This is a genomic window from Streptomyces sp. AA4 (assembly GCF_000158875.1).
Classification (GTDB): domain Bacteria; phylum Actinomycetota; class Actinomycetes; order Mycobacteriales; family Pseudonocardiaceae; genus Amycolatopsis.
On record NZ_GG657746.1, the window covers coordinates 953996 to 969572 of the forward strand.

Sequence of the window (15577 nt, forward strand, 5' to 3'; positions counted from 1 at the left end):
TCAGCCGGGCAGCTGAGCACCGTCCGGGAAGTCGGTGGACCGGCTCAGCTCCGCCCATTCCTCGATCTCCTTGTCGACCGCCGCGCGGCCGTTCGCGACGAGGCGAAGTGCGTCGGAGCCGAGGAGCAGGTGCGCGGGCGGATTCGGGACGTCGAGGATGTGCAGCACGGCCTCCGCGGCCTTGCGCGGATTGCCGAGCTGTTTGCCGCTGGCCGCGAGCCGATGTTCGCGGATCGGGTCCATCACCTCGTCGTAGTCCGGGATGGACCGTTCGGTGCGGACCATCGACCGGCCCGCCCAGTCGGTGCGGAACGATCCCGGCGCGATCGCGGTGACGTGCACGCCGAACGGGGCGACCTCCTTGCCGACGGTCTCGAGTATGCCTTCTACGGCGTACTTGCTGCCTTGGTAGAAGGACGTGCCCGGCACGGTGATCAGCCCGGCCATCGACGTGACACCGAGGATGTGCCCGCGTCGCCGCTGCCGCAGATACGGCAGCACGGCCTGCACCGTCGCGACGACCCCGAACACGTTCACCTCGAACTGCGCCCGCAGCTCGGCCATCGTCGATTCTTCGAAAACGCCCTCGTGGCCGTACCCGGCGTTGGCGATGACGACGTCGATCGGGCCAACCTCGGCCTCGATCTCGGCAACGGTCCGGAACACCGCGTCGTCGTCGGTGACGTCGAGGATGCGCGCGAGCGCTTTGCCCGGCCGGAGCCGCTCGAACTCCGCGGCGTCGGCCTGCTTGCGGACGGTGCCGACGACGGTGTGGCCAGCTTCGAGTGCCGCCTCGGCGAACGCCCGGCCGAGGCCGGAGCTGGCGCCGGTGATCAGGAAGAGCTTGGTCATGCCGCGGACTCTACACCGTGTCGAGAAAAATCTGCACAGTGTCAAAAATAGTCGGCGTGATAGAACGTGCAGGTGGAAGAGCGAGACGCCCGCCCCCGCCGCCGGACTGCTCCGACCAAGGGAGACCTGCGTGAACGCGCGATCCTCGACGCGGCGGAGCAGCAGCTGAACTCGACCGGCGGGGCGGGCCTGACCGTCGCGACGATCGCCCAGGAAGCCGGGATCACCCGGGGCGCGCTCTACTTCTACTTCGGGTCCAAGAACGAGGTGCTCGCCGCGCTGGTCGAGCGCACGGTGACCCGGCTGCGCGCCGAGGTCGACGCGGTGGACGCGGGCGCCGCTGATCCCGGCGACGCGGTCCGGCAGGGGATCGAGCAGACCGCCCGGATGTGGCGCGAGCACGGCACGGTAATGCGCACGGCGGTCGAACTGTCGCCGTCGGTCCCGTCGATCGACCAGGCGTGGCGCTCCGCGGTGGTCGCGCTCGCCGACACCATGAGCGGGGTCGCCGAGCGCGCCGGGCTGTCGTCCGAAGCGGCGGCGGAGATCGCCTCGGCGCTGGTCTGGATGACCGAGCGGGTCTTCTACCAGGCGTTTGTCGCGGAAAGTTCGCTGGACGACGCGGCGGCGACGCTGACCCGGGTGTGGCTGGCGGCTCTCGGACTCCCGGCCTAGCCCACGCTGCCGGGGTTGCGAGACCGGCCGCGGTCGTGCCCGTGCGGACCCGGCGGGGGCGACATTGGGGCAACAATGGCTCTCCGCGTCAATTCCGGGCAACGTCATTCGGTTCCTCGCGTCTTGGGGGTTAGAGATTCGCCAATAGATACGGGGAGCACGAAATGGGATTCACCGCGCGGAAGTCGATGAAGCTGGTTCTGGTCGGCGGGGCGGTCGCGGCGACCGCTTTGCTTTCCGCCTGCAGCGGAAACAATGTCGACGGAAACGGCGCCGCGGCGAAGAGCATTTCCGACGCGGCCGCGGTCAAGCAGAACCCGCAGGGCGGTTCGGGCGGTGCGGCGGGTACTGCGGCCACCTCGGACGGCGACGTGAACTGCAGCAAGCTCGGCGGCCAGGTCGGTCCGGCGGGCGGCAAGCAAATGGATCTGATCGCCGTGGAAAGCGCGGATGGCTCGATTTCGGGCTGTGTCGAGGCATTCAATGTCATGCAGAAGTACTACGAATTGGCGCCGGCGCAGGGCGAAGGTCCCGGCCACCGGGTTCTCGGCATCGAAGGGCACTGGGACTGCGCGCTGGGCGCGGAAGAAGAATTCGCCCAGGGCGTGGTGAACTGCGGCAAGGACGGCGGCACCCGGTTCATGATCAAGACCGCGCCGGCCGGCGGCGCGGGCGGCCAGCAGCCCGCCGCCCCGACGCGCCGCTTCCCGAACACGACGCAGACCGTGCAGTTCACCGGCTTCGACCGTTCGGTCGCCATGGCCCAGTTCCAGCTGATCACCTGGAAGAAAGGCGGCCCGGACGACGGCCAGTTCGCGCCCGCCGACGCGAAGACCTACCGGCTCCCGCTGAGCAAGACCGCGCAGGTCTTCGGCGCGGCCGAACTGTGCCCGGGCGGCGACGTCGCCCTCGACTCGCAGGGCCGCGGCACGAACCCGTGCACCGAACAGGCCCTGATGGAGGCGCTGACCGGCGCGAAGCCGTTGCACGCCGAGATCCACGTCGACAAGAACGACAACATCGACGTCGTCAAGGAGCTGTACCGCCCCTGAGCGGAGAACTGACGCGACCGGCGGCCGGGGCCTCCTGGCCGCCGGTTCGCGTTAGGCGGCGAGTTTCCGTTGCCCCGCATCGAAACTGCGCAACGCGGCACCGACGGCCGCGGCGACGGTGATCTCGTAGACCTCGTCTTCCTGGTATTTCGTGGTCAGCTCGGTGAAATCTGCGCCCGTGAGCCGGTACGACGCGTCGCGGACCTTCGCCGCGAACGGCTGCAACGGCGCGGGCAAGCCGTCCCCAGTGGCGGCCGCTTTGCGTAGTGCCGGGTCGGTCACCGCGGGGGCGACGAACACGGAGTACCGCATGTTCTCCACCGGATCCTCATGCGTTCCGGCTGGACCGCCCGCGAGCAGGAAGCCCGGGAAGCGGTACCCGAACCGGTGCAGGGCCCGTGTGCCGCTCTCCAGCTGGCCTTCGCGAAGCACGAACCCGAACGCGTTCGCCAGCCGGTTCACGATGTTCCACACCAGATTCACCCGCAGCGCTTCGCGAATCGCCGCCGGCGGAAGATCCGGCAGCACGATCTGGTCCGGGTTCAGCGTGACGGTCTCCAGGAACGCCCGAATCGTCCGCACCTCGGGCCGCGCCGCGTCCGGTCGTGACGGATCGATCTCGCCCTGCCCGGCGATCCGGGTCAGCTCCGCGTGCGAGTCGATGCAGAACGGGCAGTCGTGCAGCAACGCCGTAGACATGGCGAGGAACTCGCGTTCGCCGGCCGTCCAGTACGACGGGCCGCGCATCGCCGGGGCGGTGAGGTCCAGCAGCGGCCGGGTGAGAAAGCCGGGACGGTACAGCAGCATCTTCACGATGTCCGGCGGCTGTTTCCCCGTGACCGACAGAAACAGCTTGGCCCGCAGGCGATGTCCGTTGTCGAGAATGGACAGTCTCATCAGGACTCCAAGGTGGCTAAGCGGCCGGCGAGGAAGCGCCGGTCGGCTGGGTTGACCGCGAGTTCGTGGGCACGCCGGTACGCGGCCATCGCCTCGGCGGTACGGCCGAGCCGGCGCAACAGGTCGGCGCGCGCGGCGTGCCGCAGGTGGTACCGGTCAAGGCCGTCGATGCCGTCGATGAGCGCCAGCCCCTCCTCCGGGCCGGTGGCCATCGCGACCGCGACCGCGTGGTTCAACGCGATCACCGGCGACGGCTGCATTTCGTGCAACCGCTGATACAGCCCGGCGATCGCCGCCCAGTCGGTGTCCGCCGCGGAACGAGCCTGCGCGTGCTGGACGGCAATGGCGGCCTGCAGCTGATACGGGCCAGGATTCTCGAACCGCAGAGCTCGGTCCAGCAGGCCGATCGCTTCGGCGATTTCCCCGCGGTCCCACCGGCTTCGGTCCTGGTCTTCGAGCAACACGACGTCGCCGTCGGCCGTGTATCGAGCCGCGGTGCGCGAATCGTGCACGAGCAGCAGCGAAACCAGGCCGAGCGCTTCCGGCTCGTCCGGCATGAGTGTCGCGACCAGCTTGGCCAGCCGGATCGCTTCCTGTTGCAGCTCACGGTGTTCCGGGGCGGTGTAGCCTTGGGTGAAGATCAAGTACAGCACCGCCAAGACCCCGGACAGCCGCTCGGACAGCAGATGGTCGGCCGGGACGGCGAGGCTGATCCCGGCGTCGCGGATTTTGCGTTTGGCCCGCACCAGCCGCTGCGCCAGCGTCGCCTCGCTGACCAGGAACGTCCGCGCGATCTGCCCCGCGGTCAGCCCGGCCACCGCCTGCAGGGTCAACGCGACGCGCGCCTCCTCGGCGAGCGCGGGATGGCAGCAGGTGAAGATGAGACTGAGCCGTTCGTCGCCGATCGCGAGCAGGCTGTCCTCGGACGGATCCACCGCGACCTCCGGCTGTTCCCCGAGCTGAGCGAGCTTCTCCAGACCGCGGCGGGCCCGCCGGAGCCGGTCGATCGCGCTGTTGCGGGCGGCGGTCAGCAGCCACGCCACCGGATCGTCGGGCGGCTCGTCCCCCCAGGCGCGCAGGGCGAGCGCGCACGCGTCCTGCAGCGCGTCCTCGGCGAGTTCGAAGTCGCCGAGGACGCGGACCAGCGCCGCGAGCATCCGAGCCCGGTGCTCGCGGTAGGCCTCCCGCAGCAACGCCGAGGTCATGCCTGGGGAGACAGCCCGGGCACGGTGGCGACCGGGCGCACCTCGACGGTGCCGACCGCGGCCATCGGGCACAGCGCGGCGAGTTCCAGGGCTTCGTCGAGATCGCGGCAGTCGAGGACGTAAACGCCGCCGAGGTGCTCGTGGGTCTCCAGGAACGGCCCGTCGGTGATCAGCGTCTTGCCGTCGCGGACGCTGACCGTGGTCGCGGTGTGCTCGCCCTGCAGCGGATGCTCGGACACGAACGCCCCGCGCCGGCGGCATTCGTCGGCGAACGCGTTCACCCTGGCCAGCGCGTCCGGGAAGGCTGGATCGCCGGGTTCGGGACGGTCGCAGTTGTAGATCACCAGCAGGTACCGCATGTGTCCTCCGAGTGCCGGTCCGGCGTTGTCGTAGTGGAAGACGAACGCCTCGACCGTAACTCGACAGCGCGGACCGGGCTTCTCGGAAATTCCCGGAAAACGGAGAACGGCGGGCCCGGGGGAGCCCGCCGTTCTCCGTCAGGAGGGGATCAGCCCTTCTGCCACAACGCGGGCGCGTTGGGCGGTTCCCAGCCCCGCTGGGCGGTGTGGCCCTGCAGGCACACGTAGCTGACCCCGTTGAAGGTGACGCGCGTGCCGGCGGGGTACGACTTGCCCGCGGTCCAGGTCGTCCCGCCCGGCTGGCCGGTCGGCGACGTCGGACCCGTCGAGGGCCCGCCGGTCGGTGTCTGCTGGACGTTGAGCACGAAGTCGAACGCGGCCTCCTTGGCGTTGTTCGGGGCGTCGCGCACCGTCATGAGCAGCCGCGAGTCGAAGATCGTGTCGGTGTTGTTCCGCGGTTCGCCCGGGAAGTACAGCTGGGTCGTCAGGATCGGCTCCCCGGGGGCCTGCACCTTGACGTGGATGTGCCGCGTGCGGCCGGGGTACAGGCCGGGCACGATCGTGGTCAGCTTGAACTCGCCGAGATCGTTCGTGTACTGGTGGCCGCGGAAGTTGAAGCCGTCGTTGTCGTACGCGCCGTTCACGTCCGCCTGCCAGAAGTCCAGCAGCGCGCGGCCGATCGGCTGGCAGGACAGGCCGAACACGTACCCGCTCACGGTGAGCCGCTGGCCCGGGGTGTTCTGGTCGACGAGCACGCTGCGCTCGGGGGAGTCCGGCTTGAAGTACGGTCCCTCGGTCTGGTCGATCGTCGGCTCGTCGCCGTCGTGGCAGTACGGGGTCGGCTCGACCTTCTGCCCGCCGGCGAAATTCGTGCGGGCCAGCGCGGGACCGCCGACGAGTGCGACCGGCGCGGCGACTCCGGCGGCCAGCGCCGCCTTCAGCACTGCCTTGCGGCTGAACTTCCTGTCTTCGTCCATGCCTGCTCCTCGGTGGGGGCTCGGGATTCCCTTCGACGGTAGGGAGATCATCAGCCCGCAGCGATGGACGGAGTCCTGCAGTCGTGGTGAATCTTCGGGGCGGTGTCGCCGGTGCGGCGGAATCCGCCGGGGCTCAACCCGGTTTCGCGCCGAAAGAACCGACAAAAGTAGGCCGGATCGGCGAATCCGACGCGGCTCGCCACCTGCCGCACGGACAGATTCGTCCGCAGCAGGAACCGCTTCGCCTCCTGGGTCCGCGCCTCGCGCACCAATTCCGCCGCGGTGCGCCCGGTCGCCGCCTTGACGGCCTCGGTGAGGTAGCCGGGCGTGACGCCGAGCCGTTCCGCGTGCGCGCGCACCGACCACAGGCCCAGCTCCGATTTTTCGGCCTGCTGCGCGAATTCCGCCGCTACCGCGCGGGCGCGCGCGGGCGCCGGAGCGGGCGGGATCCCGGGAAGCCGCCCGGCGCGCACGATCAGCACGTGCAGCAGGGCGCGCAACACGGATTCGCCGTCCTCGCCGCCGCGGCGGAATTCTTCCTCGAGTTCGGCGATCAGCCGCGCGGTGCGGTCGTGTTCTGCCCGGTCCAGCTGCAGCCACGGCCGTTCGCGCAGCCTGCGCAGGGTTTCCCGGTCGGCCGGATGGTCGAAGAGGAAATCGTCGGTGAACAGCACAACCGATCCGGCGAGTTCGCGCGCCTCCCAGTGGTGCACCTGCCCCGGCGTGACGACGCCGAGGTGCGGCGGGCTCAGTTCCCACCGCGTCAGGTCGACGACGTGCGCGCCGGTCCCTCCGGTGACGAGCACGATCTCGTAAAACGTGTGCCGGTGCGGGAATTCCGCCCGCGACAGGGGCCCGACCGCGTCGAAGGACCCGACCGCGAACGGCACCGCGTCGGGTGCGGGCACCTCGAGCCGGTGCAGCGGTAGTTCCCCGGTTTTGACCGGTCGGCAGCACATTCCCGGGGGCACCGTCGTCCCACGCATCAGTCCGTCCTTTTCGCCGGGTTCGGAACGAAAAGTCTAGACCAATTTCTTCGCTCGCACCTCCGACGGAAGTATCAGTGCTGTGCCGGATGGTTACTGACCCGACCACAGTCACGGCCTATGACTTCGCCGCGACGGTTGCGTGCCGCTTCAGGGGCGGCCTGCTTTTGGCCGGATCAGTAACTGGGCGGAGTGACGCTGACGAGGAACCGAGCGGTCGTCCGGCCGTCGTTGCGGAAGCGATGCGGGACGGTCGAATCGAAATGGCAGCTGTCGCCGGTCTTGAGCACGTGCGTCTGCTCGCCGACCTGGACGGTCAGCCGCCCGGCGATCACCACGACGCATTCCTCGGACGGATGCGAGCGCAGTTCGTCGGACGACACGCCGCCCGGTTCGAGCACGCCTTCGAGCACCTCGAGCTTCGCGCCGCCCGGCGACGCGCGGGTGTAGGTGATCGCGTGGTGCGGCGACGAGATCCGGTACCGGTCGTCGTGCCGGATCACCGCGACGGTTTCCTCGTCCGGCTCCTGGAACAGGCTGAACAGCGGGATGTCGAGCACCTCGGCGATCCGCCGCATGGTTTCCAGGCTGGGGTCGGTGACTCCCCGCTCGACCTGGCTGATCAGCCCGGTCGACACCCCCGCCTGGTCCGCGAGCTGGCGCACGGTCAGCCCGCGCAGGGTGCGGAACTCGCGGATCCTCGTCACGGTCACCCGATCATTATCGTCAAACGCCGCTCCGGCGCAGGTCACCGACCTTGCCAGGTCCCGCTGGGCGGTCCCGCGCAGAGAACAAGGAGCCCCTCGATGACAGACTGAAGGTCCGTTCCTGGAGGGGGACCTGATGCTTCTCGACTGGACGCCACAGGCGGTCGTCTTCGACTGCGACGGCCTGCTGATGGACACCGAGCCCTGCTGGTCCGTCGCCGAAACGGAGCTTTTCGCGCGCCGCGGCCTCCCGTTCGGGCCGGAGCAGAAGGCGCTGGTCATCGGCAAATCAGTCGCCGCGGCCGCCGAAACCATGGCCGGGGTGTTCGGCGAACCGGGCAACGGTCCCGCGATCGCGGACGAGCTGCTGGCCATGGTGACCGAAGTGGTGTCCGCCAAAGCCGAAGCGATGCCCGGCGCGCACGAACTGGTCGAATTGGCCGCCGCCGCGGTGCCGGTCGCGGTGGCCAGCAACTCGCCCCGCGCGCTGCTGGAAGCCGCGTTGAAGCGAGGCGGCTTCGAATTCCGGATCAGCGTGGCCGCCGACGAGGTCGCCTCGCCGAAGCCAGCTCCGGAGATCTATCTGACGTCCTGCGCCCGCCTAGGCGTGGCTCCGGCGTCGGCCCTCGCGTTCGAGGACTCGATGACCGGCCTGCGGTCCGCCCGCGCCGCCGGTGTGCCCGTGGTAGGCGTCCCGACGTTGCCCGGTACCGAATTTCCCGCCGATCTCGTGGTTCCCTCCCTGCGCGACGCGGACCTCCTGGCCTGGCTCCGGCGGTGGCGGAAACCACGCGTCCCGCCCGCGTGAAGACCTGCCCGTCTCGTGATTGACTGGCCGGCATGGCCGTACTTCCGCATCCGGATGCTCGGGGTCCGCAGTGACCTCCGAACCGGCCGCGGCCACCCGTCCGCGCAACCGCAAGCAGCTCATCGTCGAAGCGGCGGGCCGCGCCTTCAGCGAACGCGGCTACCACGCGGCGTCCATGGAGGAGATCGCCGCCGCCGTCGGGATCACCGCGGCGGCGCTGTACCGGCATTTCCCGAACAAGTACGCCCTCTTCACCGAATGCGCCAACGTGATGGCCGACCGCCTGGTCGCCGCCCTCGACGCGGTGCCCCCGGACGCGCCAGCCGAGGCCGTTCTCCGCCCGCTGGCCCAGGTCACGGTCGCCCACCGCGAGTCCGGCGGCCTGTACCGCTGGGAAGCCCGCTACCTCGACCGAACGGACCGGCGCGCGCTGAGCGCGAAATTCGCCCAAGTCGTCGCCCGCGTGACAGACGTGGTGCGGCCGTCGCCGGACGCGGAGCTTCGCGCCGTCGCCGCGCTCGGCGCGATCGGCTCGATCACCATGCACCGCACGTCGATCGCCCACCTCCGCGCCGAGAACCTGCTGACCGAATCCGCCCTGCGTCTCGCCGCCGCGACGACCACCCCGGCCGCGCCCGCGGTGGAGCTGCCCGCCCAACCCGTTCCGCGAACCCGCCGCGCGCAAATCCTCGCCGCCGCCGTGCCGTTGTTCGAACGCGACGGATTCGCCACCGTCACGAACGCGCGAATCGCCGAAGCGGTGGGCCTGGTGCCGTCGGCGCTCTACCGCCATTTCCCGAACAAGGCCGAAATCCTGGCGGCTGCCTGCCTACAGGCCGCAGGCCTCCTGTCGCAAGCCGTGGAACAAAACCTCCACGGCACCACCGGTGCGGAAGCCTTGCCCGTGCTGGCCGCGACCTACGTGGCGTACAGCTTCGAACACACCGCACTGACCAACGTCGCCGCCGCCGAACTGGGCGGCCTGCCCGCCGCGTTGCAGCGCCCGCTGATCCTCGCCCAACGCGAGCACATCGCCGTCTGGGAGCAACAACTCCGCCTGGCCCGTCCGGATCTGGACGCGCACCAAGCCCGCGTACTGGTGCACGCGGGCTTCGGCGCGGTCGTCGAAACAGGCCGACGGCTGCGGTGGGAGGACACTCCCGGCCACCGCGCCGCCGCTACCGCATTTTTGCTGAGCGCACTGGGACTTTAAGCCCCCGGCCGATTCGCCGTCGGGAGCGTGATCGGAGTCTGCGTCGGCGAGGTCCCGTTGTTGAGGTACAGCATCGAAATCCCGCGGACGAACTGATCGAAGAGATAGAAACTGCCCGGCATGATCTTGGTCGCGCCTTCCCGGAACGCGACGTAGGCAGGCCATTCGATCCGGATCAACGCCGCCTGCGCGTAGTCGCGGGGGAGTCCGAGCCAATCGCCCATCTGGTCGTTGAGCAGATACCGCACCAGTTCGTTGACGAACCCGGAATCGAGCCCGAGCGTCGGCTTCTCGATATAACCGAGCAGCGTTTTCGCCAGGCTGACCCCTTCTTCGGTCGGCCCGAGCACCGGCCACAACATCTGCTGCGCCTGCGCTTCCGCGTCCGCCCACGTCCGCGGAATGAACTGCTCCTGCACGCCGAGCAGATGCAACGCGACCTGCCAGGCGTGCAGATCCGCGTCCTGCTCCGCCGCCGACAACGAGATATTCCACTTGAGCATGTTGCTGCGCGCGAACGTCGCCACCGAATGGAACGTCCGCAGAATGTCCCCGTTGCTGATCGGCTTGGGCTGATCAGCGCCCGCTTGGTATTTCGCCGACGTCGGCAGCAAATTCCGCACCATCGCATGCACCAGCCGCGTCTTGTTGGCGGTCACGACGAAATGCCCGTCCGGCGCCCAAGCTTTGGAGTTATGCAGGTCGTAGCCGAAGGTGAACGTCTTGGCCGCCCGCTGCTTCATGTCCGCGCCGCCGGCCGACCAGTAGACCGCCCGCGCCTCCCGCGGAATGACGGTGCTCATGATCCCGCTGCCGAGCGTCTCCGAGACGAACAGATAACTGCTCAACCGGGTGTAAAGCTTCTCCGAAGCGGCAAGCTTGGCCGGATCCGCCCACGACGGCAATTTATTGACCTGCTGCAGATACGCCACCAGATAATCCGGCATGCCAGGCGGCAACGGCGCGTTGTTGTCGATCCAGCCCTGCCAAGCCGTATTGACCGCCGCCACCTTGCCCTCTTTGAGCAACGCCGAGGCGACCGCGTCCGCGGTGTCGTCCCACACCTGGAACGGATCGGCCCCGCTGCCGCTCCCGGCGATCGACCCCGTGCCCGACCACGCCCACGCGGTGCCGGAGGTGCCCGCCATGCCCGCGATGCCCAACGCCGCGCCGAGGGTCAGCACCTTCCTTCTGCTGAGATTCTCCATGTACTTGTCTGCCTCTCTGGTAGGCGTCGTTGCCATCCCATCACCGGCCAGGGGCTGCTCGCGCCCCCTGTCGACAGTCTCGGAAGAAGTGATTTCTCATTAACATAACGGCGCCGGAACGCTGGTGGCAAGAGGTGTCGCCGCTCCGGATCAGCCGACGTGCCCGAACTCGGTATCCAGCGAAACGGAGCGGATTCGGTCGAGCAGTGCGGACTCAGCGCACGACGCGCAGATGCCGTCCGCCGGATCGGCCGAGCCGGCGATTGGCGTCCTCGACGGAAAACGCGTGCGGGTCGAACTCGCCGGGCGAAGCCAAGCCGAGCCAGTCGAGCATGCCCTCGTGCTCGTCGTCGTCCGGATCGGCCAGGATCGCCTTCAGTTCCTCGTAGCCGTAAGGGCCGCCGCAGTCCTCCGGCGGACACGCGCCTCGGCCGGCAGTGCAGATCGCTCCGGTCGTTCCGGCGTCGGCGGGCCGGATTTCCTCCAGCGTGAGCTCGTGCTCCCAGCCGTCGCCGAAGTCGTAGCCGTAGCGCAGCCGGTCGCCGACCTCGGTCAGCAGCTGGGACAGCCGCACCGCCCGCTCGTCGGCGTGCCCGAGGTCCGGGTCGGGCAATCCGTATTCGGCGCCGCCCGCGGAGAACACGTGCAGATGGCAGTCCTCCCAGCCCAGCGCGCTCTGGATCACGTGGTGCAGCTGGCCGAGGTCGAGATCGGCCGGGACCTCGAGGCGTCGCCACACCGGCGGGTTCGTCACCTCGAGCAGGGTGAGTTTGAGCTGGTATCGGGCGTCCGGGCGCACTGCCGCGACCGGTGGCCGCGCGCTCGTCCGGCCGGGCGCGTCCGGCAGCCTCCCGGCCGGCGCCTGGACCGGCAGGAGCTTGGCCAGCCGGTCGACTGCCGGATGGCCGGCGCCGGCCATCCGCGGCAGGATTTCCGTCAGTTGGGCACCCGCCTGGTCGGGGAGCAGCCCGGACAGCTCGGGCGCCAGCGCATCCCGCAGAGCGCCGAGCGCGTCCGCGGCGGTCCACGCCAGGTCGTCCTCGGAAGGCTCCGTCCCGTCCTGTTCGGCCAGCCAGATCCGCGCGTAGGCGCCGAACCCTTCGCGGCCCGCCCATTCTCGCCAAGCCGGGGCCGCGTCCGGGCCGCATTCGTGAGCCAGCGCCAGCGCGGCGAGCCGCTGCTGCCCCGAGGCGGATTCGCCGACGGCGAGCAGCTCGGCCGCTGCCTCGGCCGGCGCGAGGGCGGCCAGCCAGGGCCGGGCCATCAGCGCGGCGATCCGGTCGGGCAGCGCCGCCACCACGTCCACCAGCGTGGCCGCATCGGATCCGGGCGCCGGGGCGCTCTGGCGGAACAAGAAATCGGTGAGCCACTGCCCCAGCGGAGTCAGCTCGGCGGTGTCGCCGTGCCGCTCGGCGACACCGAACGCGGCGAGGGCTTCGACGATCTCGTCCGTCGTGGCCGCCAGATCCTCAAGAAGGCCGATGCCGGACGGACAAGTGCAGCCCACGGTGCCGTCGGCGAGAGGCCCCGCGATCTCCTCGCCGAGCTCGTCCATCGAGAGCAGGCCGCCCCGCTCGTACAGCGCGGCCAAGCCGTCCAGAAGCTCCGGATCGGGCTCGCCGACCTCCCCGGCCAGCCCGAAACACTCCAGCGTGCACCGGGTCCAGGCCGCCAGTACCTCGTCCGCGGCGCCCTCGGCCCAGGCCGCGAGCGCGGAGCCCGCCGTGGCCCGGCCCCGTTCCACCTCGACGAACCCGGCCGCCGTCGCGGCGAACCACGCTGCCACCAGTTGGTCGATGTCCAGCGCACTGCGCGGCTTGCGGGTAGGAAGTTCGATCCCGAGCAGGTCGCAAGCCTCGACCGCGGCAGCGGGCTTGAGCACTCCGCGAGCGGTCAGCGGCCGACCAGGCCCGACCCATTCGGCCAGCTTCGCCGCCTCGGCGAGCGCCGGACAGCTCCGTGCCGCCGACGCTAGCTCCTCGGGAGAGAAAACCGGCCCTCGTCCTTCCTCGCGGAATGGCATGGAAGCACCCTAGGGGGGAAACGGCGCCCAGACGATGTCAGGTGCCCGGCCTGCCCTGAACCCGAAGAACGACAAGCGGCCGTTCCGCACGCGGGTCAGGAACAGCAGACCTGGCCGGTGTCCGCATCCGGGGTGCAGCACGTCAGCGCGGAGGCACCGAAGGTCTGCGAGTCGGCCTTGACCGTATAGACCTCCCAGGGTTCCTGGCCGGGGCCGTGCACCCACACCTTGTCCTGGATCGCGTAGCAGCAGGTCGTGTCATCCTCGGTCAGCGTCTCCAGGCCCTCGCCGGTGAGGCGTTTGCTGGCTTCGCTCACCTGGTCGGTCGACTCCACCTCGATGCCAAGGTGGTCCAGGACCGTCGCCTGCCCCGGCTCTCCCTCCAGAAGCACGAGCTTGAGCGCGGGTTCGGCGACGGCGAAGTTGGCATACCCAGGCCGGAGTTTGGCCGGTTCGGCGCCGAACAGCTTCGAGTAGAAGCCGATCGAGCCTTCGAGGTCCCCGACGCGCAGCGCGAGCTGTACCCGTGACATCCCGTCCTCCTTGGATAGACGTTCATCAAAACAGTGCCGCGGCTTAGATTGTCCTCTACTTAGAAGCCTGTCAAGATAGACGCATGCCGAAACAGTTGCCGGTCGTCGCGCTGGACGACTGCTGTTCCCCGCTGGCTCGCGAACCGCTGGGCGAGGACCAAGCCGTCGAGCTGTCCAAGCTGTTCAAGGCGATGGCCGACCCGGTCCGGTTGCGGCTGCTGTCGCTGATCGCCTCCCACGCGGGCGGCGAAGCGTGCGTGTGCGACCTGACCGACGCGTTCGACCTGACCGGCCCGACCATCTCCCATCACCTCAAGGTGTTGCGCGAGTCCGGCCTGATCACCGGCGAACGGCGGGGGACCTGGGTGTACTACCGCGTGCATCCGGAGGTGCTGGCCCGGTTGTCGGCCGTGCTCGTCCCCGGCGACACTCCGGTCCCGGCATGACCGGCACGCACCCCGGGGTCGTCGGCAAACTGTCCACTTTGGACCGTTACCTGCCCGGGTGGATCGCGGCCGCGATGGTCGCCGGGCTGCTGGCCGGCCGGTGGATTCCGGGGCTGAACACCGCGTTGTCCGCGGTGCGGGTCGACGGGATTTCGCTGCCCATCGCGCTCGGGCTGCTGGTGATGATGTACCCGGTGCTGGCGAAGGTCCGCTACGACCGGCTCGGCACGGTGACGGCCGACCGGCGGCTGCTGTGGCCGTCGCTGGTGCTGAACTGGCTGATCGGCCCGGCGCTGATGTTCGCGCTCGCCTGGCTTCTGCTGCCGGATCTGCCGGAGTACCGGACCGGGCTGATCATCGTGGGCCTCGCTCGCTGCATCGCGATGGTGATCATCTGGAACGACCTGGCCTGCGGAGACCGGGAAGCGGCCGCCGTTCTGGTCGCGCTGAATTCGGTGTTCCAGGTGGTCATGTTCGGCGTCCTCGGCTGGTTCTACCTCGCCGTCCTGCCCGGCTGGCTCGGCCTTCCGCAAGCGGATCTGGCCGTTTCCGCGTGGCAGATCGCCAAGAGCGTGCTGGTGTTCCTCGGCATCCCGCTGCTCGCTGGCTACTTGTCCCGACGGCTGGGCGAACGCGCGAAGGGCCGCACCTGGTACGAATCCCGGTTCCTGCCGAAGGTCGGCCCGCTCGCGCTGTACGGGCTGCTGTTCACCATCGTGATCCTGTTCGCCTTGCAGGGGGACCAGATCACCAGCCGCCCGCTCGACGCCGCCCGGATCGCGTTGCCGTTGCTGGTCTACTTCGGACTCATGTGGGCCGGTTCCTACGCGCTCGGCAAGGCGGTCGGCCTGTCGTACGAACGAACCACGACGCTGGCGTTTACCGCTGCGGGCAACAACTTCGAACTCGCCATCGCGGTCGCGATCGCCACTTTCGGTGCGACCAGCGGACAAGCGCTCGCCGGGGTCGTCGGGCCGCTCATCGAAGTCCCGGTACTGGTGGCGCTGGTCTACGTGTCTCTCGCCCTTCGGCGGCGCTTCGCGCCCGTGCCCGCGGAGGTTTCTCCATGACCGTCCCCGAAGTTCTCTTCGTCTGCGTCCACAACGCCGGACGCTCGCAAATGGCGGCCGGGTTGCTGCACCATCACGCCCGCGGCCGGGTCCTCGTCCGCTCCGCCGGATCCGCGCCGGCCGACACGATCAACCCCGCCGTGGTCGCGGTCATGGCCGAACTCGGCATCGACCTGTCCCGCGAACTCCCGAAGCCGTTGACCGCCGAGGGCGTCCAATCGGCGGATGTAGTCATCACCATGGGCTGCGGAGACGCCTGTCCGGGGTACCCCGGCAAGCGCTATCTCGACTGGAAGCTGGACGATCCGGCAGGCCTCCCGGCCGACCAGGTCCGCCCGATCCGCGACGAGATCGACCGGCGGGTCCGGGCTTTGCTCGCCGAGCTGGTCAGCTGAAGGAGGCTGACGTGCCGGACCGTGCCGCCGCGGAGACCTGCGCCGGTTGATTTCGGGCGCTCGCGGACCCGACGCGCGTCCAGATCCCGCACCTGATCGCCTCGGCGATCATCCGCGCCGACAAACCGGCCTGAAAACGGGACGGCGGCCGAGGAATCCCTCGACCGCCGT

Annotated in this window: 17 protein-coding genes; 7 read left to right on the top strand and 10 right to left on the bottom strand. The window is 69.5% G+C overall.

Going from position 1 to position 15577, the window contains the following annotated elements:
• Positions 1 to 852, bottom strand: coding sequence for an oxidoreductase (locus SSMG_RS04555; RefSeq protein ID WP_009073223.1), 852 nt, complete (start codon positions 850 to 852; stop codon positions 1 to 3).
• A gap of 72 nt (positions 853 to 924) precedes the next feature.
• On the opposite strand from SSMG_RS04555, the gene SSMG_RS04560 reads away from it, so the two are divergent.
• Together SSMG_RS04560 and SSMG_RS04565 are read left to right on the top strand one after the other, a co-directional pair.
• Positions 925 to 1527 (top strand): TetR/AcrR family transcriptional regulator, encoded by a 603-nt coding sequence (locus SSMG_RS04560; protein WP_037716578.1) that lies wholly within the window; start codon positions 925 to 927, stop codon positions 1525 to 1527.
• A 164-nt stretch (positions 1528 to 1691) separates the two neighbouring features.
• Positions 1692 to 2579: a hypothetical protein gene (locus SSMG_RS04565; protein WP_009073227.1), complete on the top strand. Its 888-nt coding sequence runs from the start codon at positions 1692 to 1694 to the stop codon at positions 2577 to 2579.
• Between the two features lie 51 nt (positions 2580 to 2630).
• On the opposite strand, the gene SSMG_RS04570 is transcribed toward SSMG_RS04565, so the two are convergent.
• The 6 genes from SSMG_RS04570 to SSMG_RS04595 all read right to left on the bottom strand — a co-directional run bounded on the left by SSMG_RS04570 (position 2631) and on the right by SSMG_RS04595 (position 7716).
• Complete coding sequence (locus SSMG_RS04570; protein ID WP_009073228.1) at positions 2631 to 3476, bottom strand: hypothetical protein; 846 nt, start codon at positions 3474 to 3476, stop codon at positions 2631 to 2633.
• Positions 3476 to 4681 (bottom strand): RNA polymerase sigma factor, encoded by a 1206-nt coding sequence (locus SSMG_RS04575; protein ID WP_009073230.1) that lies wholly within the window; start codon positions 4679 to 4681, stop codon positions 3476 to 3478. Before SSMG_RS04575 ends, SSMG_RS04570 begins: the two co-directional genes overlap by 1 nt.
• A complete protein-coding gene (locus SSMG_RS04580) occupies positions 4678 to 5040 on the bottom strand; it encodes a YciI family protein (RefSeq protein ID WP_009073231.1) in 363 nt (120 codons plus the stop codon). Before SSMG_RS04580 ends, SSMG_RS04575 begins: the two co-directional genes overlap by 4 nt.
• Before the next feature lie 149 nt (positions 5041 to 5189).
• Positions 5190 to 6017 (bottom strand): carbohydrate-binding protein, encoded by an 828-nt coding sequence (locus SSMG_RS04585; protein ID WP_037712544.1) that lies wholly within the window; start codon positions 6015 to 6017, stop codon positions 5190 to 5192.
• 50 nt (positions 6018 to 6067) lie between these two features.
• Entirely contained in the window at positions 6068 to 7003 is a 936-nt protein-coding gene (locus SSMG_RS04590) for an AraC family transcriptional regulator (RefSeq protein ID WP_037712547.1), read from the bottom strand.
• Between the two features lie 176 nt (positions 7004 to 7179).
• Complete coding sequence (locus SSMG_RS04595) at positions 7180 to 7716, bottom strand: helix-turn-helix domain-containing protein (protein ID WP_009073236.1); 537 nt, start codon at positions 7714 to 7716, stop codon at positions 7180 to 7182.
• A 130-nt stretch (positions 7717 to 7846) separates the two neighbouring features.
• Here SSMG_RS04595 and SSMG_RS04600 point away from each other — a divergent pair, with 130 nt between their 5' ends.
• Positions 7847 to 8518 (top strand): HAD family phosphatase, encoded by a 672-nt coding sequence (locus tag SSMG_RS04600; protein ID WP_037712550.1) that lies wholly within the window; start codon positions 7847 to 7849, stop codon positions 8516 to 8518.
• Positions 8519 to 8588: 70 nt separating this feature from the next.
• A complete protein-coding gene (locus tag SSMG_RS04605) occupies positions 8589 to 9731 on the top strand; it encodes a TetR/AcrR family transcriptional regulator (protein ID WP_037712553.1) in 1143 nt (380 codons plus the stop codon).
• Here the strand turns inward: SSMG_RS04605 and SSMG_RS04610 are convergent.
• The 3 genes from SSMG_RS04610 to SSMG_RS04620 form a co-directional block, all read right to left on the bottom strand.
• The gene (locus tag SSMG_RS04610) at positions 9728 to 10939 is read right to left on the bottom strand and encodes an oxygenase MpaB family protein (protein ID WP_009073242.1); all 1212 of its coding nucleotides are present in this window, start codon (positions 10937 to 10939) and stop codon (positions 9728 to 9730) included. The genes SSMG_RS04605 and SSMG_RS04610 overlap by 4 nt on opposite strands.
• A gap of 214 nt (positions 10940 to 11153) precedes the next feature.
• Positions 11154 to 12962: a plasmid pRiA4b ORF-3 family protein gene (locus SSMG_RS45950; RefSeq protein WP_199785795.1), complete on the bottom strand. Its 1809-nt coding sequence runs from the start codon at positions 12960 to 12962 to the stop codon at positions 11154 to 11156.
• A gap of 95 nt (positions 12963 to 13057) precedes the next feature.
• Positions 13058 to 13495: an ArsI/CadI family heavy metal resistance metalloenzyme gene (locus tag SSMG_RS04620; RefSeq protein WP_009073247.1), complete on the bottom strand. Its 438-nt coding sequence runs from the start codon at positions 13493 to 13495 to the stop codon at positions 13058 to 13060.
• Between the two features lie 83 nt (positions 13496 to 13578).
• Between SSMG_RS04620 and SSMG_RS04625 the strand changes: the two genes are divergently transcribed.
• The 3 genes from SSMG_RS04625 to SSMG_RS04635 are packed head-to-tail and all read left to right on the top strand — an operon-like array spanning position 13579 to position 15406.
• Positions 13579 to 13941 carry a metalloregulator ArsR/SmtB family transcription factor gene (locus SSMG_RS04625; protein WP_009073249.1) on the top strand — a complete coding sequence of 121 codons (363 nt, stop codon included), beginning with the start codon at positions 13579 to 13581 and terminating at the stop codon, positions 13939 to 13941.
• Positions 13938 to 15011 (top strand): ACR3 family arsenite efflux transporter, encoded by a 1074-nt coding sequence (gene arsB, locus SSMG_RS04630; RefSeq protein ID WP_009073251.1) that lies wholly within the window; start codon positions 13938 to 13940, stop codon positions 15009 to 15011. The genes SSMG_RS04625 and arsB overlap by 4 nt, the downstream gene beginning before the upstream one ends.
• On the top strand, positions 15008 to 15406 hold the full coding sequence (locus tag SSMG_RS04635) for an arsenate reductase ArsC (protein ID WP_037712556.1): 399 nt from the start codon (positions 15008 to 15010) through the stop codon (positions 15404 to 15406). Before arsB ends, SSMG_RS04635 begins: the two co-directional genes overlap by 4 nt.
• Positions 15407 to 15577: the final 171 nt, after the last annotated feature.